Source organism: Microcoleus sp. K1-B1, from assembly GCF_036704705.1.
GTDB lineage: Bacteria > Cyanobacteriota > Cyanobacteriia > Cyanobacteriales > Microcoleaceae > Microcoleus.
Window position 1 is genome coordinate 75,187 of the sequence record NZ_JAUBSH010000005.1, and the last position, 26,269, is coordinate 101,455.

Sequence of the window (26,269 nt, forward strand, 5' to 3'; positions counted from 1 at the left end):
CGAATTTATCCGTGGGGTCAATCTAAAATCTAAAATCTAAAATCTAAAATCTAAAATCGATTGACCACCTAGTGCCAGATTTCATGCAGAATAGGGAAAATGTTGCTGATGACCGTGAGGACATCAGTGTCTCGATCGCCGAAAATATAGAGGAAAGTCGATCGCAGCTACCGTCGAGTTTGGTTTGGGCGATCGCAACTGCGGCGGCAATTTTCTTTTTGTGTAGCAGTTTACGCCACGCTTTATTCCAATCAACTGCTTTCGATTTGGGAATTTTTGACCAAGCAATTTACTTGATCAGCCAAAACCAAACGCCTTTTTCTTCTTTAATGGGGATTCATATTTTGGGGGATCACGCAGCGGTAATCTATTATCCGCTAGCTTGGCTGTACAAAATTTACCCGGATGTGCATTGGCTGCTGTTGGTACAAGCAGTTGCTTTATCCCTAGGGGCTTGGCCTACCTGGAGTTTAGCGCGTTTGGCAGGTTTGAATCAAGAACAATCTCGTGCGATCGCATTGATTTATTTGCTCTATCCGGTGGTATTTAACATCAATTTATTTGATTTTCACCCGGAAGTAATCGCTTTACCCGCACTTTTGGCAGCAATTTTGGCTGCGCGTTTAAATAAAATTGTGTGGTTTTGTACCGCTATTCTGTTAGTTCTCAGTTGCAAGGCGGTTTTGTCCCTAACCGTTGTTGCGATGGGTTTCTGGCTGTTTTTTTGCGAAAAAAAGCAACGGTACGGGGCGATCGCACTTTTGCTCGGTGCAGCTTGGTTTTTGATAGCTTCCCAGAAAATAATCCCCTTTTATAGCGGCAGCGAAGTCGCTGGAGTCGGGCGCTACAGCTATTTAGGAAAATCCGTACTAGAAATCATCATTAATCTCATATTAAAACCACAGTTAGTTTTAGGAAAAATCCTTTCCTTTGATACATTCAAATATTTATTTCTCCTCACCTTACCTGTGATTTGGCTGCTATTGCCATTTTCTGGCAAACTACGCCTACAATATTTAACAGCACTAATTCCTGCCATCCCTACCCTGCTAATAAATATCCTCTCTGACTTGTCATTTCAACGCAGCTTAGCCTATCAGTATTCAGTGCCTGTAATTCCATTTTTATTTTTAGCAGTAATCGCGAAGGAAGAAACAAGGAACAAGGAAGAAATAAAAGGCAAGAAGGAAGAGGATCAAGCAAATAAGCAACATTTTTTAACATTGGTCAATCTGCCACAAATTACAAAATTCCGAATTTCTCAACTTTGGCAGGGAATTCAATTGCCGAAAATCATGATAATTTGGTCATTACTAATTTTTCTATGTGTGGGCGAATATAAAGATTTTTATCTGTACCTAAATAGACTAGATACCTGGCAAGCTACACGCGAAGCAGTCGCACAAGTTCAACCGCAAAGCAGTATTTTAACAGATAATAGACTTGCCCCTCACTTTGCCCACCGCCCAATAGTAAAATTGCTGTCACAAATTTCGCCCCAAACCAATTTAGCTGAATTTCAATACATATTATTAAACCTGCGCCATCCCTGGCCTGATACTGAAAAACTTGGTGCTACTTTAGCAAATAAACTTAAAACTTCTCCCGATTTTAAATTAACTTATCAAAAAAACGAAGTCCTGCTATTTAAACGAAGGGCTGATTAAACCACCAATAAAATGCTAACTTTAAAATCCCTAAAATCTCATCCAGTAGTTTTAATGATTGTCGTGACAACGATAGTCTTATTTGCCGCCAGCAGCGCGCGGCACGCTTTGTTTCAGTCAACTGCATTCGACTTAGCAATTTTTGACCAAGCAATTTATTTAATCTCCCAAAATCAAACGCCATTTTCCTCTTTAATGGCAATAAATATTTGGGGCGATCATGCCGCTTTTATTTTCTATCCACTAGCTTTACTGTACAAAATATATCCAGATGTTCACTGGCTTTTTTTAGTGCAAGCTGTTTCCCTAGCTTTAGGCGCTTGGCCGAGTTGGAGTTTGGCACGTCAAGCGGGATTAAACGAACAAAAAGCAATTGCAATTTCAGCCGTATATCTGCTTTATCCCGCAGTATTTAATGTCAACCTCTTCGACTTCCACCCAGAAGTAATTGCTTTACCAGCCCTGCTAGCAGCAATCTTAGCCGCGAGGCTGAATAAAACCTTGTGGTTTTGTGCTGCTGTTGTATTAGTTTTGAGCTGCAAAGCCGTGCTATCTTTAACTGTGGCAGCGATGGGTTTGTGGCTGTTATGTTTTGACAAAAAACGCAATTTTGGACTCATAGCTCTCTTTCTAGGCGCGGGTTGGTTCCTGGTAGTTACTCAGGCAGTTATACCGTATTTTAATCAAGGAAGAGAACACGCGGGTATCGGGCGATATCAATATTTGGGAAACTCGGTTTTTGAAATTGCTATTAATTTAATAGTAAAGCCAAATCTAGTTTTAGGGCGTTTGTTTTCTTTAGATACTTTTGAATATTTAGCGTTATTGCTATTACCTGTAATTTTGTGGCTGTCCCCGCGTCATCTGTCATCTTTAATTAGTGCTGTGCCGATGTTGGGGATGAATATTCTTTCCGATATCCCCGCTCAGCGGGATTTAATTCATCAATATTCTGTGCCGATACTGCCGTTTTTGTTGGTTGCTGTAATTTCCAGTTTAGCAGCTAGCAATCAGCAAAAGGGAAAGACAATATTTGATAGATTGCCAATTCCTAATTATCCATTGCCTAGAGTCCTTGTAATTTGGTCGTTGATTGCTTTCTTAGCTTTAGCGAAGTACGGCTATTTTTGGACTATTTATTTAAAGGGGCTCGACACTTTGCCAGCTACCAAAGAAGCAATTTCTCTTGTTGAAACTAAAGGCAGTGTTTTAACAAATGCTCAGATTGCCCCGCACTTAGCGCACCGCCCTGTAGTAAAATTAACTCAGGCTAACGCGCCGCCTGCAAATCTCGCAGAATTTGATTATGTATTGCTGAACCTCAGATATCCTGGCTGGATGAGCGATCGAGAATTTGTTAAAAACCTAATAACTCAACTAAAAAACACCCCTCAATTTCAACTAAAATATCAGCGAGACGACATATATCTATTCACTAAAAGTCATTAGTCAGCAGTCAACAGTCAACAGTCAACAAATTCGCGCTAATCCTCCACTTTCAAACCCCTTCTTGCCAACTTCACGTAAGTTTTCACAGTTTCATAAGGCATTTCCAAATCAGCAGCAATATCAAACAAAGATTCCCCCAATTCCCGGCGCGCCAAAATCGTTGCCCAAGTTTCCGCAATCTCAGCAGCGCGACTTCCACCTTTACGCTTTCTGTGCGCCATAAACTTCTGTGTCAATTCATCTATTCGCGCCGCCAATACGCTTTGTATTGACACTTCAGGTAGGGCTTCTGTCAACCATTGTGCTCGCGTTTGTCCCAATCCAAAAGTTGTTTTGTGGCCAGTGCCACAGTAAGGCGCTAACCGCCCCAAAGCATAAAATAATTGTACAAAATCAGGGCGATTGTGAGCCGATCGCCCTAGCCCAAATTCCACAGCCCCAGTGAATCCCGTTACCATGCCTTTTTTGCCCGCCGCTACCTTTTGCGACTCCAATTTGTGGCGGCTAATAATTGCATTTTCATCAATCCAACTCAAAAATTCTGCTTGGTCAAAATTTACCCCAGAAAAGTTATTCCAGCGACGCAAATAGCTGTGAAAAACATTTTCGGGAACTGGCAAAGGGAAGTGATGGCCTTTGCTACGAAAGCTTGTAGGAGTCACGAAACTAAGTTTGATGGTTGGCGAAAATGGAGGTTCTGCTGTTAATAATTGCTGGTAAGTGGTGGGAGCAAAAGCAATATCCCAAGAGCGAATTAGCAGCGGAGCATTTCGCAAATCTATCTCTTGAGGCAAATTTTGTAGCCACTGACTCAGCCACTGCACTACTGGCTTGGAAAGTCCTGTTACGTACCAGCGGTAAATTCGATCGCCCAAAAGCTGAAATTCTTTGCCGCCAGGGAGCAAATCACCTTCCAATCGCGAAATAGTAAAGGCTTTTTCTGACTGTTCATCGTGCAAAAGTTGCGATAAATCCGGGTCAGTTTGCTGTACTTGACCTAAAAACCAAGCGTGCAAACCTATAGCATACTGCGCGTACAGATAGCTAGCAGCGCGGGGAGTCAATTCAAACACTAATCCGACTAACTCGGTGTCAGCCGGCCAAATCAGCCCAGAAGGAGGAGATTTTTTACTGGGAGTGCGGTTCGGGGAAGTTGCCATCAGATGCCGTGCCTATAGCCGTCACAGAAAGAGCGCCGTGCTATCTTATCCGATTTTTATCCCCTTTGGGGGATGATAGTTGAGGGCGATCGATCGCCCAAATCTTTTGGTAGCTCCAAAAACCCGGTCTGCAGCAAGTTTCCCGCACTCTCCGGGATAGACAAAAACCACTAAAAAACCAACAACCTAAAACTCAATCTTTGTCAAGGTTTTCTTCCTTGTAACTAAACAGAAATATACCAGTGTTTAAAATCACTTTCTGCGCTACAATTGTCAAAAGCTCGTAGCATCCTCAACTCCGATCCTAAACTATGAACACAACAGAAAAATCTAAACTCTCCAACGAAAAAACTTTGGAGGCGATGAAGAATTTCTCCGAAACCTACGCCAAGCGCACGGGAACTTACTTTTGTTCTGAACCTTCCGTCACTGCTGTCGTGATAGAAGGACTAGCAAAACACAAGGATGAACTAGGCGCTCCCTTATGCCCTTGTCGCCATTACGAAGATAAAGAAGCCGAAGTAAAAGCCGCCTACTGGAACTGTCCCTGCATTCCCATGCGCGAGCGCAAAGAGTGTCACTGTATGTTATTTCTGACGCCCGATAACGATTTCGCGGGAACTACTCAGGAAATAGGAATGGATCAAATTCAAGCTGTCAGAGATACTATGTAATCGGTTAAGTAGGCGGTCGTGAAATGGCAGTAGTTTTGAAAACAGGTCCTTATTTTTCCTATTTTTAAGACTTAGCTATAAAAAAAATCGATCGCCGCCTACTCAAATATACATCTGCCATCTAAAATCCCCCATCCCCAATCGAATGACAGAGGAAATTTCGATCGAGTTTTGGCAAGGCATTGAACAGTTTAACAGCCAAGAATTTTACGCTTGTCACGATATTTTAGAGGCTTTGTGGATGGAAGCTGGCGACCCAGAAAAAAGATTTTATCAGGGAATATTACAAATTGCCGTCGCGCTTTATCACTTAGGAAATCACAACTGGCGCGGTGCAGTAATCTTGCTGGGAGAAGGAATAAATCGGCTCAGTTATTATCAGCCTAGTTATGCTGGAATTGCTGTTGAAGATTTGCTCGGACAAAGTGCTAAACTTTTGAGCGCTTTGCAACAAGCTGGCCCGGAAAAAGTTGCTGAATTTGTACCTTTATTAACAGGTGCAGAAGTTGGAGGCTTGCAATTGCCACGAATTATCAAAGTACCAAAAAGTTAAATCAATGTTTGTATTAGGGTGCAGTATACTTGGCCTCTACACAGAGGGGGGCTCGCTGCCCAAGCAGATTAATTGACTGTGGAACGAGTATCTTGCCGGTTTCTGGGTAAGACTGTTGCAGCCACTCAGCAAAATAGCCAATTAAATTCGCTGTTGTCTTGCTACGATAATTGGTTGAGACTATCGGGTCAATCGATCGACCTCACGGGAATCTTTCTGACCGTCAAGATAAAATATCTAACTGGATATAATCCCCTTCAGCAATTTCACAAATATTGAGGCTCCAAGCTTATGATGCCTTCCGCTAAACTACTCAATTCCAGACTATTCAAAGGATTATCGCTGCTGTTGCCCCTCACTCTGGCAGGCGCGATCGCCTCTCCTACCTACCCGCAAGCCGGGCCACCCCGCACTCTCAGCGTGCGATCGGACATTCAAGAAGCCGACTCCAAAACCGGCATCGTGACAGCCCGCGGCAACGTCCAAATCAACTATCCAGCCCGCCAAATACAAGCAACTGCGGCTCAAGCTCAATATTTTAGCCGCGAGCGCCGGATCATTCTCAGCGGAGATGTTTACGTATTGCAGCAGGGCAACAGCCTACGCGGCGAAACCATAACATACCTGATCGACGAAGGGCGGTTTATTGCCCTCCCAGACAACCCAGGACAGGTAGAATCTGTTTATCTGGTTGCCCCGGAACAAGATGCGGCAGCCCAAAATGCAGTTGGCTCCCCACGTCCAACTACAGCCCCCCGGTAACAGTGGCTCGCAGCAGCGAAATTTCGCCTCAGCCAAAACATACTACTTGGGATAGATGCGAAATTTCGTCTTTATAAAACTCACAAACTTGAAAAGGTAAAAATTAAATTAGAGACTCGATCGCACAAAGCCGCAGTCTGAAATTTAGCTTGTAGAGGTTGCCGGGAGCGAAAATGAAAATTGTACTTGAAAATATTCACAAATCCTACGGAAAACGCAATGTAGTTAGTCGCGTCAACCTGTCAGTATCCCAAGGAGAAATCGTAGGATTGCTAGGCCCCAACGGTGCCGGCAAGACCACAACATTTTACATAGCAACCGGATTAGAAAAACCCAATCAAGGCACCGTTTGGCTAAACGATTTGGACATCACTAAATTAGCGATGCACCAGCGAGCGCATTTGGGAATTGGCTATCTCGCTCAAGAAGCAAGCATTTTCCGAAACATGAGCGTGCGGGACAACATTTTGTTAGTCCTAGAACAAACTCAAGTGCCGCGCTGGGAATGGCGCGAGCGAGTCGATTTCCTATTGCAAGAATTTCGCTTAGAAAAAATAGCATCTAGTTTGGGAATTCAAATATCAGGGGGAGAAAGACGGCGGACTGAACTAGCCAGAGCATTAGCCGCAGGGCGAGACGGGCCCATGTTCCTATTTTTAGACGAACCGTTTGCAGGCGTCGATCCAATCGCCGTAGACGAAATTCAAACTATTATTGCTAAACTGCGCGATCGTAAAATCGGCATCCTCATCACCGATCACAACGTCCGAGAAACCCTCGAAATTACCGATCGAGCCTACATCATGCGAGACGGCCAAATTTTAGCCTCCGGGGCTGAAGAAGAACTCTACAGCAACCCTTTAGTGCGACAGTATTACTTAGGTGACAACTTCGTGCGATAGTCTTTTGAAGGCATTCGGCAAACGGCATAATTTTAGATTTGAGATGTTAGATTGAGGAGCAAACTGCAAAAATCCCAAACTATGAAAATAGCAATATCCAATTCTTTGAATCCCATCAACTGGCTGCCGAGAATTTCCGTAATGGACTGGTACATTACCAAAGAACTAATCGGCCCATTTTTATTTGGCGTCGGACTCTTTACATCCGTCGCCGTCACAGTTGGAGCTTTATTTGAATTAGTCCGCAGAGTAGCAGAATCCGGCCTCCCCTACGGCGCAGCCATAGAAATTTTTCTCCTGCAAATTCCCTACTTCGTAGTATTGGCTTTCCCCATGTCAATGCTGCTAGCAACCTTAATGGCCTACAGCCGAATGTCCAGCGACAGCGAACTCATCGCCCTCCGCAGTTGCGGAGTTAGCGTTTACCGATTGATACTGCCTGCTGTGATAATGAGTTTAATTGTTGCAGGATTAACCTTTGGTTTGCAAGAGTTAGTTGTACCCGCCGCCAGCTACAGAGCAACTCTGACTTTAGACAGAGCCCTGAAGCGAGAAAAACCGACATTTCAAGATAGAAATATTATCTACACAGAATTTCGCAAACCAGAAAAAGGCGGCGACGAAATCCTCGCCCGCTTTTTTTATGCAGAACAATTTGACGGCCAGCAAATGAAAGGTTTAACAATTATCGATCGCTCCACCCCAGGCCTCAATCAAATCGTTTCTTCAGAATCCGCTACTTGGAATGCCTCAGAAAATACCTGGGATTTTTTCAACGGAACCGCTTATATAGTAGCTCCTGATGGCTCTTACCGCAATATAGTTAGGTTTCAACACCAGCAGTTGCAACTTCCCCGCACGCCCTTAGATTTAGCTGCGAGAGCGCGGGATTTTAAGGAAATGAACATTGCCCAAGCTTTAGAGCGTTTGGATATCCTTAAAAACAGTGGCGACGAACCGCAAATTCGCAAATTAAAGGTGCGAATTCAAGAAAAATATGCTTTTCCTTTCGTGTGCATGGTATTTGGTTTAGTGGGAGCAGCTTTGGGAACTCAACCGCGCCGCTCCGGCCGAGGAACGAGCTTTGGTATTAGCGTAGTTGTGATTTTTACTTACTACGTATTTTCTTTCATCACCAGTTCTATGGGCGTGAAAGCTGTTTTGACTCCGATTCTTTCGGCTTGGCTGCCGATCGTGTTTGGTTTGGGAATCGGAGGATTGTTGTTGGTGCGGGCCGCCGCTAGGTAAGTTTTACCAATAACCTTGGAAAGGGTAATTCGGAACTTGTACTGCAATTCGACTGCCTTTGGCTCCCTTCCCTTCGACTATGCTGAGGAAAACCGAAGTCGAAGGCCAGGAACAGCGTAGCCGGGAGCATCTCATATTTGTAAAAACACTTCTTCTGGCTCTTTCCTTCTTCCTCTTTCCTCCTGCCTCCTGCCTCCTGCCTCCTGCCTTAAAACTCCAATTTCTAGCTTAACTGCAAAAGTGAGATGCTCCCGCGTAGCCTAAGTATTGGTAATTGATAATATCTTTTTCGTGGCCGAACTTCCTTCATTTAAGGATTAGAAAAAGTATTGATTTCGCCACCGCCAATGTAGCGTCCCGGAGCCAGGGAGCCCGGTGTAGCAAAAGTTTGAGGTTGAATGGGCTGCACGCCCTGATTTGTATTTTGGGGAACAACTCCAAAGTTAGGCTGCTGCGGCAAGTTAAGCTGACTCGGTGGAGGTGTTTGAAATTGAGAATTCGCTGAATTAGGAGAGAATTGAGGGCTAATTATCTTGCTTCCCCCGATCGCACTTGGAAAGGGAGATGGACTGACATTTGGAAGTAGAGGTGTTGGCGAAGGTATGGCTACTGGAAGTGCCACTGGTTGAACTTCAGGTGCGAAGCCGGAACCAGATAAATTAGTTTGGTAGGGATTTTTCGGCAAAGCCACTGTTGCAGCCCCTGCATTAATTTCGGGGAGGCTCGGTACTCGGGAATTTAACCCAGCCAATGATTCAGGGACTGTAGCTGTCGGTTTTAAGAATTCTTGAGATTCCTTGCTCACAGTATTTGTCGGAGCCACAACGGGGGGAAGTGCTGTGGGAACATTCACTGGATTTGCTTTACTTTGAGCTGTAGCGGTCGTTGGGAGCAAATTTGTCGCATTTCCTGCCGCCGGATCGGAAGCCGGTCGATCGAGCAATTTAGCCGAGTCTGCTGTTTTCTCACCTGAAGCCGCCGTTGCCGAAGTGTTAGCAACGACGTATTTTTTCATAGCTGCTTGCAGCGGACTCAAAGGCAGAGAATTTTCGTTTTGTTTACCTGAATTAGCATCACTCGACGCCTGCGATAAAGTTGCTGTCGCTGTACCCCCAGACTCAGGCTTGCTCGTTTTTATCTCGGAAGTTAGTCTCCCGCTGCTAGATAAACTCAACGCTGATGTTGCGTTTGAACTTGGTAAGCTGGAATTTTGGGGGTTATTGTTTCCGGCCTCGACAGCAGGATTTGCTACATTTGGCAAGGAGACCAATCCGCTGCTTCCTACCCGCTTGGGGGCTGAAGATGAGTCAGGAGTTTCTAAGTCCCGATCTCGAAGTTCCTCAAATAAACCTTTGCTTTTTACTACTGATGAATTTAACAAGTTCAGTTCAGAAGCAGTAGAGCCATTAAACTGATTGACTAGCACTGGTGAGCTGTCGATTTCAGCCGCAATTGCGGTATCTTCAGCAGATAGCCCCGATAGCGAAGCTGGAGTGTTTGAGGCTGGTTCTTCTTCGCCATCTATGCTCAACCTTTCTGGATTTACAGAGACCTCCCAGATAAATAACCCCCCCGCACACAGCACGGCTAAGGGAGCCCAAACCGCGGGTTGCGTCCAGTGGCGCAACCGCGCTATTAGATAGCGGACAGATGTAGGAAATCGCTTAAAAATTGACATAGTTTTGCTTCCTTCCGAGCGTGCGGATTTAAAACTATTTTTCCTAGTCTACCACATCAATCTTGATTATTTTTGCTATGCCGGGGTAAGTGCGATCGGACTCATCTCGGTTTGGCTTTTACTGTCGGTGTGCGATCGTCCGGCTGGCTATATTTATAGATTTTGCTGTGCGGGACGGAGCGGACTCCCAAAAAACGCTTTTTACTTTCTGCCGAGATGCTCCGAGTACGATCGAACTTTTGATTGAAAGTTGCGAAAGCTCAATGCAACAGGTGAAAATCCATAAAGCACTGGTAGAAATATGTCTTGCTTTCCTTAAATCAAGGGGCATAAGATGATAAAATTTTATGGGATGCGGTGCGCGGCCTGCCGGGTCTGTCAGCCGATCGACCTCAAACCAAAATGTCAAGGTAAAATTGGCAATTGGTGAGAACAACACCCAAGTAAAGTTGAGAGGAAATTAATGAAAAAAGTAGTTGAAGTATTAGCAAATCGGGAACAACTAATAGATCGATCGCTGGAGATTGTGCTGTCGAAAATCTCAGAAGCCATAGCAGAACGCGGACTTTGTACGATCGCCGCAGCGGGCGGAAGCACACCAGAACCGCTCTACAGAGCGATAGCAGCCCAAGACCTGCCTTGGGATAAAATTCACGTTTTCTGGGGGGACGAACGCTACGTTCCCGCAGAACACCCAGACAGCAATCAAAAAATGGCGCGCCTCGCGTGGCTCGATCGAGTCAATATCCCCGCCAGCAACATCCACCCCATGCCCACAGGCGCCGGCGACCCCGCAGCCGACGCTGCCGCGCACCAAACCGAATTGCAGCAGTTCTTCAAAGTATCAGATGGCGAGTTTCCTGCCTTCGACATCATTTTATTGGGCATAGGAGACGACGCCCACACAGCCTCTCTATTTCCCGGCACCGCAGCCTTGGAAGTCCGGGATGCCCTAGTAACTGTCGGCAACAAAGACGGTCAACCCCGCATTACCTTTACAGTCCCCTTAATCAACCGGGCCCGGTGCGTCATATTCATGGTCGCAGGAGCCAGCAAACAACCCGCCCTAGCTCAAATTTTTGCCCCCGCAGCCGACGAAATGACCTATCCAGCCAGACTCGTTCAACCAGAAGGCGAACTTTGGTGGCTGCTCGATGCGGCGGCTGGCGAAACAGTAAAATAGCCGACAGAGCCGCAAGCGTGCCAACACAGTCAGGATTATCACTAACTCAATCTTGCCCATCACAGCTAACGTCACGGCGTCAGCTCAGTTGCTAGTATTAGAAGCAATATAAGAATTGTGGCGGTTAAAGTTAAAATTTGACCATATACACGAGTATTTTTGTCAGGAACCTCAGCCTAAAGGCATGAGGCTTGAAAGAGAAATCTAACAAGCCATTCTGACGGGCCTAAGTCTTAACTGACTACGTTTTGTGAGTCACGACACCCTGGGATACGAAGCTAGTCCCTTGCTCTGTCGCTAGTGGTTAAAAAGTTCTAAGGTCACTGGAACAGTGCTGCTAGCCTAACAAGCTCCCTAAACATTGGCGAAGCTAACTTTACCCCAGAAATGGGAGATTGAGGACAACCATATCCTCACGGGGGGGCAACCATACCCCCTACCCCGCAAGGGGATTCAATTCAATGTAAAGCCGTCCTGTAAGGACGGGGTTTCAGAGCCAACGACTTTTGATGAGGCTGATTTAAAAATCTGGCCGATAGCAAGGAGAAATCGATGATTGTCTGTCCCAATTGCAATCACCAGAACCCCGACGGGGCCAGCCAGTGTGAGGCTTGCTACACGCCTTTACCTGTTACCGCAAGTTGCTCGAACTGCGGTGCAGCAGTTCAGACAGATGCAGCATTTTGCGGTCAGTGTGGCTTTAACTTGCGTCCGGGTTCCATAGTTCCAGAAGTTGAGGTGACAGTACCGTCCCCCTCGCCTGTAGGCCCCACAGTGGTATCGTCACCGGCGCCCGATTTAGTGCCACCCGATCCCTTGATGGCAATGGAACCTCTAGTTACCCTGAATAAGGGGCTCAACTTGGAAAAAACTCCCGCCAGCATTCCGACGATTCCAGATCCCCCGCCTTCGCCCTCGGTTCCTGTTACAACTGAATCGGTGGCAACACCAGTAAATATCTCTCCTCCGGTTCCGGGCCTACAGCCAGTAGGTGTAGCTAAAACTCAACTGCAACAGCAGTCGGCGCGACTCCTACACGTTCAGACAAATACCCCGATGGAATTGCCTCACAGTCTGGCTGTGGTTCACATAGGCAAGCCAAATGACTTAGTACCCCCGGATATTGATGTTTCGGGATTTGCTAATTCTGAGATAGTTTCTCGGGTACACGCAAATCTCCGGGTGGAGGGAGATGCTTGCTACCTAGAAGATGTAGGCAGTTCCAACGGCACTTACGTCAACAATACTCCGCTACCCAAGGGAAACCGCCACCGGTTGCGACCGGGAGACCGCATTTCTCTGGGCAAAGGAGACCTGGTTACGTTTTTATTTCAAATCTCTTAGAGCGAGTTTGGATTGGGCGATCGAAAGTCTAAAATCTAAAATCGCATCTTGAGGCGCTCTACCAAAACTCAATGCTGCCAATGTGATTAAGCTGACCTTGCTACATCCACTCCAGTCTATACCCGTCCGCAGTTGGATCTTTGAAGACGAGCAGGTCGTCCGGATCGGGCGCTCGACCGAAAACCACGTCGTTCTTTTTAGCGCTGTGGTTTCTCGTCGCCACATCGAATTGCGACGCAGCGGCATAACTTGGGAACTGATCAATTTAGGTACCAACGGTACTTACCTCGATGGTAAGCCGATCGCTAAGGTTCCCATTGTGGACGGTCTGATCGTTCACTTGGCTCGCTCAGGGCCGAAAATTCAAATCAACGTAGGCCCGAATCAGTCCTCAGTCCAGTTAGGACAAATTAGCGTCAAGCCCAGGGAGGCTAAGGAAATTCACGCTCCCTCGGGCGGGGTGCACATTAGCACGATTCCTGTTCCCGACCAAAAAGAAGTTGGCACTTCCAGGGAAGAGGAGGAGTTAACCGAGGCAGATAATAATCGCCATTATTCGGAAGAAGAATATTAAATCGGCTTCTTTGGACAATCGACATTTTTCAAAGGCGGCACTCAGGAGTTTATTTATGAGTACATCACCACAGATTGTTAGGCGCAGCGAACTGCTCAACCGCCGCACGATCGACCGCAGAACGGCGGAAGAGGTCGGCAGGGTAGATCGGGTTTGGCTCGATGCTCACTCCCAGCGGGCGATCGGCTTTACTTGCAAGTCGGGACTTTTGGGCAGCAAAAAAACTTGGTTCGCTTGGGCGCAAGTTGATACGGTGGGGGAAAATGTTTTTGTCACCATTAACCCGGAACTGCCGGAATTGCATCAACCGGAACAAGCTGTTTGTCCGATCGGTCTTGAGGTGCTCACGGACGCTGGAAATAAGGCAGGTGCAGTGGTTGACTACCTATTTGATGTCCGCACGGGTTCAGTCACCAACTACCTATTTAAATCGAGCGGCTGGCGCGGTGTTTTAGACGACATTTACTTGTTACCTGTGGCAGCTATTTCGACCATCGGCAGCAAGCGGGCGATCGTCTCTGAAGCTGCTGTATCGGAGCCAGTGCAGTACGCGGAGGGACTGCACAAAAAAGTCGGTCTGGTAGCAGAGTTTTTACATGAAGATTTCGACAGAACTCTCAAAAATGTGGCAGGTGTGAAGCGGGGCGCTCAAAGTCTGGCGGAAAAATTCCAAGATAAAGCTCTAGAAGTCAGGGATGTAGCTCAAGAAAAAGTTGCAGAGTTGAAGCGGCAAAGGCATGAATCTGTCCCGCCAGAGCCGAACCCGGAGCCGCCTAAGTCAGATTTGAGCTGAAGTTTGGCCTTCCCGCTCGCCGGGGGACTAATTGCCGATCGCATTTGGAGGCCGCGCGCGAGGAAGGTCGATCGGTATTTTTGCTATGAGAGATTGATGCGTTGTCGCTCAAAATTCCAGTGCTGCTCAAAGCATTGTATTTTAAAGGTATCGCATCAATAAGGAAAATGTTAGCAATTCAAAAAGACCTATGCTGTTTGATACAATCAACAAGTATTTTATCTAGAGACCCCAGGATTAATAATTGGTTAACTTTTTTCTTTATAAACAGCGAGTCGTTGAGCTGTGACTGTGGCCCGATCGAAAACTCGAATCAGCGGTGCAACCAGCGCGGGTCTGAGTTGAATTCTTTGGTTCGTCAGCGCGCAAAGGGTGATTTAGCCGATCAAATTGAGCGGCTCACCCATCGGTACAATCGCTCCCTCACAGACCAAATTAATCAAGCAGTTAAAACCGCTGTCCATCACTGGGAAGTTCACCCGATTAATAACATCGTGTGTGGTTGTTACCGAGGACAGCAAAAATTTACGCCTGCGCCAAAAGCTAACCCTCAAAAGTTGGTTCAAATGCCTCAAGCAGCCAAAAGTTCGACTTTTACGGCAGATAGAGGGAATAGTGGCCCACTGACGACGCCTTTAAAAAGCAAATTTTTTGCAGTTTTCTCCCAAAAAATCTCTCTGGAAGTATCCCCGTTTCTGTCTGGCGGTGGAGTGTCAAAACATCAGTGATTACCTTAACTCTTTTACATCCTATCCAGTCTGTCCCAGTTCAAAGTTGGTGTTTTGAATCAGAACCGGTGGTTCGGATCGGTAGATCGAACGACAATGATGTAATTATTTACAGCGCTGTAGTTTCCCGCCACCACGTAGAACTGTGGAATCACGCTCATGGCTGGGAAATTATTAATTTTGGTGCTAACGGCACTTATGTAGATGATAGACCGATCGCTCAGGTGTCAGTTGTGGACGGGATGACAATTCGCTTGGGCAATTCCGGCCCAAAAATCAGGATTCGGGTGGGCGCAACGAATCAACCGAGCAAAATCATCAAGCCACCGCAGCGAGACCTCGGCCAAAAGGACGAAGTTTCAACAGACAGGTCAACTGCGTGGCCTGGGGGCGTGGGAATAATCGAAGACGATGAACATGGGGGGCTAACTCAAATCGATCTTGACTGACCGGCAGCTATCTATCCCTGCTGGCTAGTTCCAACAAAGCGACCTATGCCCAATTCGAGCGTCTAACTAAGATTTTAGTAAGTGGCTTGATTTGTGCCTAAATATCCCTATACATTAATTAACAGCTTCTGAGTCCAACTCTAGTAGGATTTCACCCTTCTAAAGATAAGATTGGGGGGACATCGATCGATATTAGCTCACTTTCGCTGTTTGCCCAGCGACGGTAATCTAAGAGCAACTGGTGCATCAACCGCTGTTTGACGCTCAGCAGTACGCTCTTGAGCAAAGCATTCCCCGTTGCTTCTAAAATGGGTTTGGGCGTCAGCCAAAACGGCGGCGGTAATTCTACTTGCACTTCCAAATCCGCTTTTCCCTTCAAGTATGCTACCCCGCTGCTTTGGTGTACACAAAGCTTTCCTTTGAGATTGAGAGCAAAGCGATCGTTTATATAACCCACGCCACGAATTTCGCAGGCGACAGACTCCAAATTGATTGTGCCATCCGACTGGGCCCACACCCTCATGTCTACTGTGGGTTGAATGCTCAGCATCATAAATTGTAACGGTCGCATTTTAAGGCGGAAACAGTCATCGCTTAGCTGTTGTGTGCGACTTTGATCGACGAGGGCATTCACCAGTCGCCTCGGCTGGCGCAGATAATGTTGAATGGGAACCCGTTCCTCTGGTACGGCGAGCTCAACGAATTGGGAAGAATTAAAGCGGGTATACATGAGAAAATATCAAAATATAGGATTCCTAAGCATATCTTAATAAAGTATCACCTTTTTTAAGGTGACATAAGTCGCGTACTAAGTCGCGAACCCAGCAATGTCATCCGAGAAATCACTGATCAAAGCTTTCGGGACATCGCTAATTTTTCATCATACTTCCTAGCTGATGAGAGTAAAGCAAACATTTGTAACCTAAAATTGCCTCTACATGAAAATTTCTATCGCACATCTCGGCCCTGTTGGTACAAATGCAGAAACAGCGGCTCTAGCTTATGTCAATTGGTTGAGCCTGAAAACTAACTTGGAATGCACCCTGTGTCCTTATTCCACCATTTCCCAAGCGCTAGAGGCATCTGCCGTAGGACAGGTTGAATATTCAGTTGTGCCCGTCGAAAATTCGATCGAAGGCAGCGTGACTGTCACCTTAGATACACTGTGGCGACTCGATCAACTCCGCATTCAACACGCCTTAGTTTTGCCAATTTCCCACGCGCTAGTGTCTAATGCCAAAAATTTTAATGAGATTCAAAAAGTTTACTCTCATCCGCAAGCGCTAGCTCAGTGTCAGGTATGGTTGGGGCAGTTTATTCCCTCAGCTCAATTAATTCCGGCGAACTCTACCACGGAAGCATTGCAATATCTGGAAGATAGAAATGTAGCAGCGATATCTTCGCCAAGAGCTGCTGAACTTTACCATTTGCCAGTGTTAGCTCAACCCATTAATGATTATCCCGATAATTACACTCGATTTTGGGTACTCAGCAGGAGTTTTGGAGAAATCGCCAACGTAGAACCAGGGGATCACTCATCCCTTAAATCCATTACACAATCTGCTTCTAAGTTGATCCTCGATGCTTCACCGTCTAATTGCACCCATACCTCACTAGCTTTTAGCGTACCTGCCAATATGCCGGGAGCACTGGTAAAACCTTTGCAAGTATTTGCCAGTCGCGGTATTAATTTAAGTCGGATTGAATCTAGGCCGACTAAAAGATCGCTCGGAGAATATATTTTCTTTATGGACGTTGAGGCTAACGCCTGCCAAGCATTTGTTCGCTCGGCACTCGATGAATTAAAAAATCACACCGAAACTTTAAAAATCTTTGGTTGCTACAGCTTGCTGTCCGTAGTATAATTTCTTTTTATGTACTATACTTTTTAAGTAAAACTTAGGAGGCTCGCGAGATGAATGCTGATGAACTTCTCAAGCGATACGCAGCCGGAGAAAGAAATTTTCATGAAACCAACTTGAAAGAGGCTTCTTTGCGAGAAGCTTTCCTAATTCATATTAATCTAGCCTGCGCGAATCTCAAGGAAATAAATTTTGCCTTGGCAAACTTAAGGGGGGCAAACTTAATAGCTGCCAAGCTAAAGAATGCTTGCCTGGTGATGACCCGCCTAAATGGGGCTAACCTGAGCCGAGCCGATCTAAGTTTTGCAAGATTAACAGGAGCTGACCTGATTGAAGCAAAATTGGAAAACGCCAACTTGAGCGACACCAAAATGATTGGTGTTAATTTGAGCGGAGCAAACTTGGAAAACGCCAACTTGATGGAAGCAAACCTCCTAGATGCTTGCTTGGACAATACAAACCTTGAAAAAGCCAATCTCAGCGAGGCTAAACTGCGGGGCGCGAGTCTGAGAAAAGCCAACTTGAGAAACGCTTTTTTGTGTGAAAGTAACCTTGAGGGCGCTGATTTAACCGGTGCAGATTTAACCGGTGCTAATTTGAGCGGGGCATTTTTATGCGGAGCTAATCTGGAAGGAGCTAAGCTAGATGAGGCAATTTTAAGTGGGGCCATACATTTTTGCGTCAGACAAGTTTGAACTCACGCAATATATAACAGCAGAATCCGACAACTAAGGACTAAAAAATATATTATTGACTTGGCTGAAAGTGAAGTCTATTTGCTGTTGTACCTTAGCAAAATGAAGCTGCATTTTGAGGATCTCTTTCTTAGAATTAGCTTGAGCAATCTTACTTTCCAAAGCCAGCAAGTTGCGGTTTAGATTTTCTACTCGCACAGTTTGGTAGTCTAAGTCAATTTTTAGTTCTGCCGCCTGATCGAATTGAACTTGCTTGCGAACCACGGCGAGGCGGACTGAATTTTCATCCTGTTTCTGAAGAGCTAGCAAAGCTCGCTGCTGCCACTGATTGGCTTGAGATTCAGCTTGATTGTACAGCCACTGAATCCGCAGTTGGGCGGAAATCGCGATGCCAACAGCCTGACGCAATTCTTTGAGAGGTTCCTGAATTTCTAAGATTAATACTTCCCAAAGATTCATCAGTTCGCTGGTAAATTCTTCCCGTTCTACAGAGGCTACCAGTGCTTCTAATAGCAACAAATTTGGTTGCATCTGCTGGGAAATTGTCTCAAATATTAACTGTGCTTCGGACATTTGCCGATCGTAATTTTTTTCTGAGACTGCACCGGATGAGTGCTTTAATATTTTTTCCGTGCTGTCTAACTCAGCTTCTGCATCTGAACTTGAAGCTACAAAGGCTTGTAATTTTTCGCGGGCGATCGAATTCAGCCTTTGTCGAAGCAAATCGCAGGCCGCCCGCTGCACTGGCCCTGTTTCGCTTTGACAAATCTTGATGACTATTTTTAAGCCTGCATCGCCGTAATTCAATGTCTCTCTCAGGGCGGCAATTCGATGTTCGTTGACAGAACTAGACAGCCGATGTTTAACTCCTGCTAGTCCGCCGAGCACTACACCGCCCACAGGAGGTGGCAGTTGACCGCCTCTAACTGCATCGTATGGTTTCGGTTGGTCGTGATTTTCTAACACAAGCATTTACTGCTATAAGGAACCTATCCGAACCTGTTGGAAGTTAAGAATTAAACACATATCCAGTTCCCAAAAAGAATGGAACTGTAGGCCATCTCCAAACCCTTAGTTCAATAACTCATTCCCAATCGAAAATCGAAAATCGAATGATTTGTGTGTAATTCTTTCTTCAGTGCAGGTCAAACCGATCGTGCTTTTTCCTAGGCAAATAGGCTACTTGAGGGTATCTTTAAGTACAGTCCTCGCTGCCAAGTGATTGCGAGTAGAAGTCAAAATTTCGGTTTCGCGTTCCAATCTCGCAGCAGTATCTTGCAATTCTAAAAGAGTTTGCTGTTCTGTCGCTGCGCCGTAAAGATAGCTGGCTACCCAGTAGGACAATTCGGTGGGCAAACTGGGAATATCTTCGGGCAGGTCGATCGGCTGATCCATCAATTTGCTGGAGAGGCGAACTACATCTCTCAGCAGTTGTTCGACATCTTTTCCCAAAGGTCTGAGGTCTTGTTGCGGCGGTGCGTCTTCGATCCATTCTACTAGACCGACTAAATAGGGTTTTTCCCGAACGGCGTCGAGCACTCGGAACCGCTGCTGGCCCAGAGTCATAATTTTCATGCGATCGTCGGGCAGGCGCTGACAGTGAATCACTTCGGCGCAACAGCCAACGGCAGAGACTTTGTTTTGGTTGGGGTCCCACATGAGTACACCGAAACGCCGATCGCCCTCCAGAATCGTATTCATCATGATTCGATAGCGAAACTCGAAGATTTGCAGCGGGAGTGGTCTACCTGGAAATAGAACCACTTCCGGCAACGGAAATAAGGGGAGTTCGCGAACTGCTACAGAGGAAGAGGATGCCATTGTCGCTCAAAAGTGACGGTACTTGCGCTTATTTTTCTTACTTTAACTGATTAAAGGCAATTCCGGGCGGGGGTGAGGGGCGATCGGGGGGAAATGCGACGCGGGCGATCGAGGCTTTGGGCTGATGCGTAGGGTCAGAAACCGGGTTTTTCCGCAAAAACCTGGGTTGTTACCCAAGTTTTTACTTGGTGTGGGTGAATTATCGCGCGTACTCTTGAACCACAAAAACCGGATGACTCAACCCACGCTGATTCTGCTTTTTGATACGAATTAGGCGATCGACCAACGAATCAACCTGCTGAAGATAGGCATGAAGAATAGTAACTTGTCCCAGGTAATCTCGATCGTCTTTACAAACAATAATTCCTGCGTGGCGATCGCCACCACGGTGCAGTGCCACAAAATCATCGCGATTGAAGCTAATTACCGCCCGATTTTGTGCAGTCGCAAAGCGCAGAACCTCGTTATCAGGAATTCCTTGATTTGCTTGACCCGCATCATAAGAAGTTAAAACATCACTGTCAAGACTACGCAAATACTCGACCATTGCGATCGGGAAATTTTCATTGGAATAAAACCTTACCCTTTCAATCATCGGTTTGATGAGAAATAATAATACGATCGATTTCTTCGCGGTGGCGATCGTAATAACGCCAAGCATTCTCTAGATCGCGATCGTCCAAGACTGGATAATTCTGAAGTAACTCAGCCTCATCAGCCCCCTGTTGGTGAAGCGAAACGAGTGTCCAAACAGGAATGCGGGTGTTGCGAATCCGGGCATTTCCTCCACAGACTCCAGGTGTACTCTGAATCGCCCTAGCTGAAAGTTTTTCTTGGAACAACAAACTCTCTTCAGGTGTTAGCGATTCAATGACTTGAATTAAGGAGTCAACCAACTGAATGTTCATAGCTGGTAATTGAAGAAATATCGAATAGCGATCGCTTAAACTATCATAGCAAATTTATCGAAAAAGAAAAGAATCTTATCAACCATAGCATTACCAGCAACGCAGCTTACAACACCTTGATCGTAATTCTCAACTTTAAAACTGGTTTCTGACTATCCTTGCATCCGGGAATGAAAAAAAGGAACAAAGTATTTTTCCCTTGTTCCTTCTTTTGTGATTTTCCCAAGACTCAATCTACAGCTTGACTTCGATATCTACGCCGGCTGGCAAATCCAGTTTCATCAAAGCGTCAATTGTTTTGGCCGATGGCTGCTTAATGTCGATGATGCGGCGGTGCGTGCGGGTTTCAAAGTGTTCGCGAGAATCTTTGTCTACGTGGGGCGATCGCAGCAAGCAGTAAATCCGTCGTTTTGTCGGTAGGGGAATCGGGCCGATCGCTATGGCTGCTGTCCGATTTGCTGTATCTACAATCTTTTCGCAGGATGCGTCTAGAATCCGGCGATCGAAAGCTTTGAGGCGAATGCGAATTTTTTGCTGTTGAATTGTTGCCATTTTTGTTTCTTGAATTTTCGAGGTTCAGTTTATTTTTAGTCATTAGTCATTAGTCATCAGTCATTTGTTATTTGTTATTTGTTATTGAACATTTAACCCATAACTACTAACAACTGGCCACTAACCTATAACTACTCACTACTCACTAAATAGCAGAAAAGCCTATTGACATTTGGCGGCTTTTCTGCTATTTAGGCTGTTATCGGAGTCCTACTTGAGGATTTTGGAAACAACGCCGGCGCCGACGGTGCGGCCGCCTTCGCGGATAGCGAAGCGCATTCCTTGTTCGATCGCGATCGGGTGAATCAACTCAACAGTCATTTTGATCCGGTCACCGGGCATCACCATTTCTGCTTCACTACCGTCATCAGCGGTGAATTGGGCGATCGTGCCGGTCACGTCAGTGGTACGGACGTAGAATTGAGGGCGATAGCCAGAGAAAAAGGGCGTGTGCCGGCCGCCTTCTTCCTTCTTGAGGATGTACACTTCAGATTCAAACTGAGTGTGAGGCATGATGCTTTTCGGCTTGGCAATCACCATTCCGCGTTCAATATCCGCCTTTAAAATCCCCCGCAGCAGTAGACCCACGTTGTCGCCGGCCAAACCTTCTTCCAGAGACTTGGTGAACATTTCCACACCAGTCACTGTAGTGCTGCGAGTGTCCTTAAGACCTACCAATTCGACTGTTTCGCCGACTTTGATAGTTCCACGTTCGATCCGGCCTGTGGCGACAGTACCCCGACCAGTAATCGAGAACACGTCTTCAACTGCCATCAAGAAAGGCTTGTCAACTTCGCGTTCTGGGGTGGGGATGTAAGCATCTACTTCTTCCATCAGCTTGTAGATTTTGTCAACCCACTCATTTTCGCCCTTGACAGTCTTGGGATTAGCAAGCATCGCTTCAAGAGCTTTCAATCCCGAACCTGTGACGATGGGGATGTCATCGCCCGGAAAATCGTAAGAACTCAAAAGTTCCCGAACTTCCAGTTCTACCAATTCCAAGAGTTCAGCATCATCCACCATGTCTTCTTTGTTCAAGAAGACAACCAGGCTGGGAACGCCAACTTGCTTAGCTAGCAGGATGTGTTCGCGAGTTTGAGGCATGGGGCCGTCTGCCGCTGACACTACTAGGATGCCGCCGTCCATTTGAGCTGCACCGGTGATCATGTTTTTCACATAGTCAGCGTGTCCGGGACAATCTACGTGGGCATAGTGCCGACCTGTTGTTTCGTACTCAACGTGAGCAGTATTAATCGTAATACCCCGTGCTTTTTCTTCAGGTGCAGCGTCGATGTCGGCGTAGTTCTTAGCCTTTGCTTGACCTAGTGCAGAGAGAGTCATCGTAATCGCGGCGGTCAAAGTTGTTTTGCCGTGGTCAACGTGACCGATCGTGCCGATGTTTACGTGGGGTTTATTCCGTTCAAATTTTGCGCGTGCCATTCTTGATCTGTTCCTTGTTTCTTTTAGCGATTTTAGACTTGAGATTTTAGATTTTAGACTTTGGATTCAATCCAAAATCCAAAATCTAAAATCTAAAATCATTAGTTCCCTTTGTTCTTAGCGATAATGGCTTCAGCCACGTTTCGCGGCACTTCTTCGTAATGGCTGAATTCCATTGTGAAGATGCCTCGACCTTGGGTTTTCGAGCGGATGTCGGTGGCGTAACCAAACATTTCTGCTAGTGGAACTTTTACAGAAACTTTAGCTATCCCCTGATCCGTCTCTTGACCTTCGATCTGACCCCGACGCGAGTTGAGGTCTCCGATGACGTTCCCGATGTAATCTTCGGGAACTTCAACCTCTACTTTCATCATAGGCTCTAGCAGCACTGGCGACGCCTTCATCACGGCTTCTTTGATCGCCATTGAACCGGCGATCTTAAATGCCATTTCTGAGGAGTCTACGTCGTGGAAAGACCCGTCTACCATAGTAGCTTTGAGGTCAATCACGGGATATCCTGCTACAATACCTGATTCGCACGCTTCTTTCATCCCTTGTTCTGCTGGGCCGATGTACTCTTTGGGTACAGTGCCACCAACAATTTTGGAGACAAATTCAAAGCCACTTCCGACTTCGGTGGGTTCTAGTTCGATCACAACGTGACCGTACTGACCTTTACCGCCGCTTTGGCGAATAAATTTACCTTCGGCGCGGACGGATTTGCGAATGGTTTCACGGTAGGCTACTTGTGGCTGACCCACGTTCGCTTCTACTTTGAATTCCCGCAGCATCCTGTCTACCAGGATTTCCAGGTGCAGTTCGCCCATGCCGGCGATGACTGTCTGGTTGGTTTCTGGGTCAACGTTGACTCGGAAGGTGGGGTCTTCTTCCGAGAGCGACTGGAGGGCTTTGGAGAGCTTCTCCATGTCTTGTTTGGTTTTGGGTTCGACAGCCACCGAGATAACTGGCTCTGGTATAAACAGAGATTCCAGAATCACTGGCGCTCCTTCTTCGCAGAGGGTGTCGCCGGTGAAGGTGTCTTTCAAACCCAAGGCTGCTCCCAAGTCTCCTGCCCGCAGTTCCTCAACTTCTATCCGATCGTCCGCTTTGAGTACAATTAGGCGAGAAACCCGCTCTTTTTTGTCTTTGGTGGAGTTCTGGACGTAGGTTCCTTTTTTGAGGATACCGGAGTAGACGCGAACAAAGGTCAGGCGGCCGTAGGGGTCAGCCATGATTTTGAATGCCAGAGCTGACAGCGGGGCGTTGTCGTCGGCAAACCGCTCTGCTGTGTCGCCGTTGGGCAGGAGTCCTTGAATTGGAGGCACTTCCAAGGGCGATGGCAGATAGTCGATGACTGCATCCAACAACAACTGGACGCCTTTGTTTTTGAATGCCGAACCGCACAACATGGGGACGATCGTACCTTCGACAGTGCCGTGACGCAGGGCCAAGCGGATTTCGTCTTCCGTTAACTCTTCGCCTTCGAGGTATTTCTCCGTGAGGGCGTCGCTGGTTTCTGCTACGGACTCGATCAGCTTAGTGCGGTATTCTACGGCTAGATCCTTTACTTCATCGGGGATTTCTACTTCCTCGATGTCGGTTCCCATGTCGTTGTTGTAGATATAGGCTTTCATGTGCACTAAGTCTACAATTCCCCGGAAGTTTTCTTCACTGCCGATCGGGATTTGGATGGGTACGGCGTTCGCTCTCATGCGATCGCGAATTTGGCCGTAGACTTTGTAGAAGTTTGCGCCCATCCGATCCATTTTGTTGACGAACACGATCCTCGGTACTTTGTACCGATCGGCCTGTCGCCAAACTGTTTCGGATTGCGGCTGCACTCCCCCTACCGAGCAGAACACTGCGATCACTCCGTCGAGCACTCGCATCGAGCGTTCGACTTCGATCGTGAAGTCTACGTGTCCGGGAGTGTCGATGATGTTGATTTTGTAATCTTTCCAACTGGTGGTGATAGCAGCGGCAGTAATCGTAATTCCCCGCTCCCGCTCTTGCTCCATCCAGTCAGTGACTGCTGTTCCCTCGTGCACTTCACCCATTTTGTGAACCATGCCTGAATAGAACAGAATTCTTTCAGTTGTTGTTGTTTTGCCCGCGTCTATGTGGGCTGCGATGCCGATGTTGCGAGTTTTTTCTAGCGGGACGGTACGTGCCACAGCTACCTCCTTAATCTTGTGTTGCTGTTATAATACTATTATACTACACAGTAACCCTATTTTGCACTCCCCAGTGACTTACAAAAGTCTCTGGAGCTTATTGTTACATTTTAATATTTTTTGCAAGATTTGTTTACAAAAATATTAAGGATGCGACATGGAGGATTCAGAGAGTGCGTAAATTTTGAGTGCATGAATTTTGATTTTGAGAGTTTTGAGTTTGCTTCACGAATCGCAAGTGCGCCAAGAGAAGCAATCTCAACACTCAAAACTTACACTTTCCAATTTCTCACCCGATGCTTTTATACCGAACGATCGCGCCCTTCTCCATGCCCGATGTTGCAGTTAGTAGCGGTAGTGAGCAAAAGCCTTGTTAGCTTCAGCCATGCGGTGAGTTTCTTCGCGCTTGCGAATAGCACTCCCTGTTTCGTTAGCTGCATCCATCAGTTCGTTGGCTAGCTTGGCTGCCATCGAGCGGCCGGTGCGGGCGCGGGCAAATCTGATCAGCCAGCGGAGGGCGAGGGTTGTACCGCGATCGGAACGCACTTCCATTGGCACTTGGTAGGTGGCGCCACCTACCCGGCGGGCTTTGACTTCGACCAGGGGTGTCGCGTTTTTGACTGCTTTTTCAAACAAGTCTAACGGTTCAGCCCCTGTGCGTTCTTGGATGGTTTTGAGGGCGTCGTAGACGATGCTGGAGGCAACGGATTTTTTGCCGTGCTGCATGATCCGTCTCACCATCATGCTTACCAACCGGCTGTTGTAGGTTGGATCTGGTGGAACTGGACGTTTTTGAATAACTGTGCGGCGAGACATAGTTCTATTTGGGATTTTTGATTTTGAATGATTGAGTTTGGGGTTTTGGGATCACATCTCGATTTATGACGATCGAGCGTGCAATTGATCTGTGCGATCGGATTTATTTTTGCTTCCCAACCCCGACGATCGGGCGAGTTCCGTGTTATTTTTTCTCTTTAGGACGCTTGGCCCCGTATTTGGAACGACCCTGCTTGCGGTCTTTCACCCCAGCGGTGTCTAAGGTACCCCGAATGATGTGGTATCTAACTCCGGGCAAATCTTTTACCCGACCGCCCCGGATCATTACTACCGAGTGTTCTTGCAAGTTGTGACCGATCCCAGGGATGTAGGCGGTGACTTCAAAACCAGAGGTCAGCCGTACCCGAGCCACCTTCCGCAGCGCCGAGTTGGGTTTTTTCGGGGTGGTCGTGTACACTCTGGTGCAAACTCCGCGGCGCTGGGGGCAACTCTTGAGAGCTGGCGATTTGGTTTTTTTCTGCGTTTGTTCCCGTGCTGAACGGATGAGTTGCTGAATAGTGGGCATGAGTTACGGCATTTCTAGCTTTTTGCTGAATATAGTGATTTGGCTGTATCCGCACTGAAAGTCCCTTCCCCTCTGGGGGGACGGGATGAATGAAAATAATTATGGGTAAGTGAGGATACCAGACTCTGTATTGTACACGACGCGAGTTTCTTTGGCAAGAAATTTTCGCGACCCACGCTCAAACTTCCTTCCTTGCTGCAAGTTGGGAAGAGGCGAGCGCAACGGGAGAATGGTATGTGACATCCTATAATTTAGGCGCAACTATGATGATTTTCACAGCCGTCAGCAAAATTTATGACGATCGCAATATC

27 protein-coding genes are annotated in these 26,269 nt (G+C 46.7%); 15 read left to right on the plus strand and 12 right to left on the minus strand.

Annotated features, from left to right (window positions below; translation table 11 throughout):
- Window positions 1–83 precede the first annotated feature (83 nt).
- Window positions 84–1,667, plus strand: a complete 1,584-nt coding sequence (locus QUA83_RS03005; protein ID WP_333291403.1) for a DUF2079 domain-containing protein — start codon at window positions 84–86, stop codon at window positions 1,665–1,667.
- A gap of 12 nt (window positions 1,668–1,679) precedes the next feature.
- Window positions 1,680–3,116: a DUF2079 domain-containing protein gene (locus tag QUA83_RS03010; RefSeq protein ID WP_333291405.1), complete on the plus strand. Its 1,437-nt coding sequence runs from the start codon at window positions 1,680–1,682 to the stop codon at window positions 3,114–3,116.
- A 35-nt stretch (window positions 3,117–3,151) separates the two neighbouring features.
- On the opposite strand, the gene cas6 is transcribed toward QUA83_RS03010, so the two are convergent.
- The gene (cas6, locus tag QUA83_RS03015) at window positions 3,152–4,276 is read right to left on the minus strand and encodes a CRISPR-associated endoribonuclease Cas6 (protein ID WP_333291410.1); all 1,125 of its coding nucleotides are present in this window, start codon (window positions 4,274–4,276) and stop codon (window positions 3,152–3,154) included.
- 311 nt (window positions 4,277–4,587) lie between these two features.
- On the opposite strand from cas6, the gene QUA83_RS03020 reads away from it, so the two are divergent.
- The 5 genes from QUA83_RS03020 to QUA83_RS03040 all read left to right on the plus strand — a co-directional run bounded on the left by QUA83_RS03020 (window position 4,588) and on the right by QUA83_RS03040 (window position 8,415).
- Complete coding sequence (locus tag QUA83_RS03020) at window positions 4,588–4,950, plus strand: ferredoxin thioredoxin reductase catalytic beta subunit (RefSeq protein ID WP_333068224.1); 363 nt, start codon at window positions 4,588–4,590, stop codon at window positions 4,948–4,950.
- Between the two features lie 145 nt (window positions 4,951–5,095).
- Window positions 5,096–5,503 (plus strand): DUF309 domain-containing protein, encoded by a 408-nt coding sequence (locus QUA83_RS03025; RefSeq protein WP_333291412.1) that lies wholly within the window; start codon window positions 5,096–5,098, stop codon window positions 5,501–5,503.
- Between the two features lie 291 nt (window positions 5,504–5,794).
- Window positions 5,795–6,265: an LptA/OstA family protein gene (locus QUA83_RS03030; RefSeq protein ID WP_333034780.1), complete on the plus strand. Its 471-nt coding sequence runs from the start codon at window positions 5,795–5,797 to the stop codon at window positions 6,263–6,265.
- A gap of 173 nt (window positions 6,266–6,438) precedes the next feature.
- Window positions 6,439–7,167, plus strand: a complete 729-nt coding sequence (gene lptB / locus QUA83_RS03035; protein ID WP_015174033.1) for an LPS export ABC transporter ATP-binding protein — start codon at window positions 6,439–6,441, stop codon at window positions 7,165–7,167.
- An 81-nt stretch (window positions 7,168–7,248) separates the two neighbouring features.
- Window positions 7,249–8,415, plus strand: coding sequence for an LptF/LptG family permease (locus QUA83_RS03040; RefSeq protein ID WP_333269841.1), 1,167 nt, complete (start codon window positions 7,249–7,251; stop codon window positions 8,413–8,415).
- Window positions 8,416–8,725: 310 nt separating this feature from the next.
- Here QUA83_RS03040 and QUA83_RS03045 read toward each other — a convergent pair whose 3' ends face one another.
- Window positions 8,726–10,093, minus strand: a complete 1,368-nt coding sequence (locus QUA83_RS03045; protein WP_333291413.1) for a hypothetical protein — start codon at window positions 10,091–10,093, stop codon at window positions 8,726–8,728.
- 463 nt (window positions 10,094–10,556) lie between these two features.
- On the opposite strand from QUA83_RS03045, the gene pgl reads away from it, so the two are divergent.
- From pgl to QUA83_RS03075, 6 genes are all read left to right on the plus strand, one after another.
- Window positions 10,557–11,276 (plus strand): 6-phosphogluconolactonase, encoded by a 720-nt coding sequence (gene pgl, locus QUA83_RS03050; protein WP_333291415.1) that lies wholly within the window; start codon window positions 10,557–10,559, stop codon window positions 11,274–11,276.
- A gap of 552 nt (window positions 11,277–11,828) precedes the next feature.
- Entirely contained in the window at window positions 11,829–12,620 is a 792-nt protein-coding gene (locus QUA83_RS03055) for an FHA domain-containing protein (RefSeq protein ID WP_333291417.1), read from the plus strand.
- A 97-nt stretch (window positions 12,621–12,717) separates the two neighbouring features.
- Window positions 12,718–13,194, plus strand: coding sequence for an FHA domain-containing protein (locus QUA83_RS03060; RefSeq protein ID WP_445301756.1), 477 nt, complete (start codon window positions 12,718–12,720; stop codon window positions 13,192–13,194).
- Window positions 13,195–13,249: 55 nt separating this feature from the next.
- Complete coding sequence (locus tag QUA83_RS03065) at window positions 13,250–13,987, plus strand: PRC-barrel domain-containing protein (RefSeq protein ID WP_333291419.1); 738 nt, start codon at window positions 13,250–13,252, stop codon at window positions 13,985–13,987.
- Between the two features lie 341 nt (window positions 13,988–14,328).
- A complete protein-coding gene (locus QUA83_RS03070; RefSeq protein ID WP_333291421.1) occupies window positions 14,329–14,715 on the plus strand; it encodes a hypothetical protein in 387 nt (128 codons plus the stop codon).
- Window positions 14,712–15,164, plus strand: coding sequence for an FHA domain-containing protein (locus QUA83_RS03075; protein ID WP_333291423.1), 453 nt, complete (start codon window positions 14,712–14,714; stop codon window positions 15,162–15,164). Before QUA83_RS03070 ends, QUA83_RS03075 begins: the two co-directional genes overlap by 4 nt.
- Window positions 15,165–15,315: 151 nt before the next feature.
- Here QUA83_RS03075 and QUA83_RS03080 read toward each other — a convergent pair whose 3' ends face one another.
- Window positions 15,316–15,894 carry a DUF1997 domain-containing protein gene (locus QUA83_RS03080; protein WP_333291425.1) on the minus strand — a complete coding sequence of 193 codons (579 nt, stop codon included), beginning with the start codon at window positions 15,892–15,894 and terminating at the stop codon, window positions 15,316–15,318.
- A gap of 208 nt (window positions 15,895–16,102) precedes the next feature.
- Here QUA83_RS03080 and pheA point away from each other — a divergent pair, with 208 nt between their 5' ends.
- Window positions 16,103–17,029, plus strand: coding sequence for a prephenate dehydratase (gene pheA, locus QUA83_RS03085; protein WP_333291426.1), 927 nt, complete (start codon window positions 16,103–16,105; stop codon window positions 17,027–17,029).
- A 50-nt stretch (window positions 17,030–17,079) separates the two neighbouring features.
- Window positions 17,080–17,721 carry a pentapeptide repeat-containing protein gene (locus tag QUA83_RS03090; RefSeq protein ID WP_333291428.1) on the plus strand — a complete coding sequence of 214 codons (642 nt, stop codon included), beginning with the start codon at window positions 17,080–17,082 and terminating at the stop codon, window positions 17,719–17,721.
- Between the two features lie 33 nt (window positions 17,722–17,754).
- Here QUA83_RS03090 and QUA83_RS03095 read toward each other — a convergent pair whose 3' ends face one another.
- From QUA83_RS03095 to rpsL, 9 genes are all read right to left on the minus strand, one after another.
- Complete coding sequence (locus QUA83_RS03095) at window positions 17,755–18,693, minus strand: PspA/IM30 family protein (RefSeq protein WP_333291429.1); 939 nt, start codon at window positions 18,691–18,693, stop codon at window positions 17,755–17,757.
- Between the two features lie 207 nt (window positions 18,694–18,900).
- Window positions 18,901–19,542, minus strand: coding sequence for an LON peptidase substrate-binding domain-containing protein (locus QUA83_RS03100; protein WP_015174045.1), 642 nt, complete (start codon window positions 19,540–19,542; stop codon window positions 18,901–18,903).
- Between the two features lie 199 nt (window positions 19,543–19,741).
- Window positions 19,742–20,203, minus strand: coding sequence for a DUF5615 family PIN-like protein (locus QUA83_RS03105; protein WP_333291431.1), 462 nt, complete (start codon window positions 20,201–20,203; stop codon window positions 19,742–19,744).
- Window positions 20,130–20,450: a DUF433 domain-containing protein gene (locus tag QUA83_RS03110; protein WP_333291432.1), complete on the minus strand. Its 321-nt coding sequence runs from the start codon at window positions 20,448–20,450 to the stop codon at window positions 20,130–20,132. Before QUA83_RS03110 ends, QUA83_RS03105 begins: the two co-directional genes overlap by 74 nt.
- 234 nt (window positions 20,451–20,684) lie before the next feature.
- Window positions 20,685–21,002, minus strand: coding sequence for a 30S ribosomal protein S10 (gene rpsJ / locus QUA83_RS03115; RefSeq protein WP_445301757.1), 318 nt, complete (start codon window positions 21,000–21,002; stop codon window positions 20,685–20,687).
- Between the two features lie 210 nt (window positions 21,003–21,212).
- On the minus strand, window positions 21,213–22,442 hold the full coding sequence (tuf, locus tag QUA83_RS03120; RefSeq protein WP_190660866.1) for an elongation factor Tu: 1,230 nt from the start codon (window positions 22,440–22,442) through the stop codon (window positions 21,213–21,215).
- Window positions 22,443–22,543: 101 nt separating this feature from the next.
- Window positions 22,544–24,616, minus strand: a complete 2,073-nt coding sequence (fusA, locus tag QUA83_RS03125) for an elongation factor G (protein WP_333291434.1) — start codon at window positions 24,614–24,616, stop codon at window positions 22,544–22,546.
- A 345-nt stretch (window positions 24,617–24,961) separates the two neighbouring features.
- Window positions 24,962–25,432, minus strand: coding sequence for a 30S ribosomal protein S7 (rpsG, locus tag QUA83_RS03130; protein WP_006632196.1), 471 nt, complete (start codon window positions 25,430–25,432; stop codon window positions 24,962–24,964).
- 145 nt (window positions 25,433–25,577) lie between these two features.
- Complete coding sequence (rpsL, locus tag QUA83_RS03135) at window positions 25,578–25,958, minus strand: 30S ribosomal protein S12 (RefSeq protein WP_006632197.1); 381 nt, start codon at window positions 25,956–25,958, stop codon at window positions 25,578–25,580.
- Window positions 25,959–26,269: the final 311 nt, after the last annotated feature.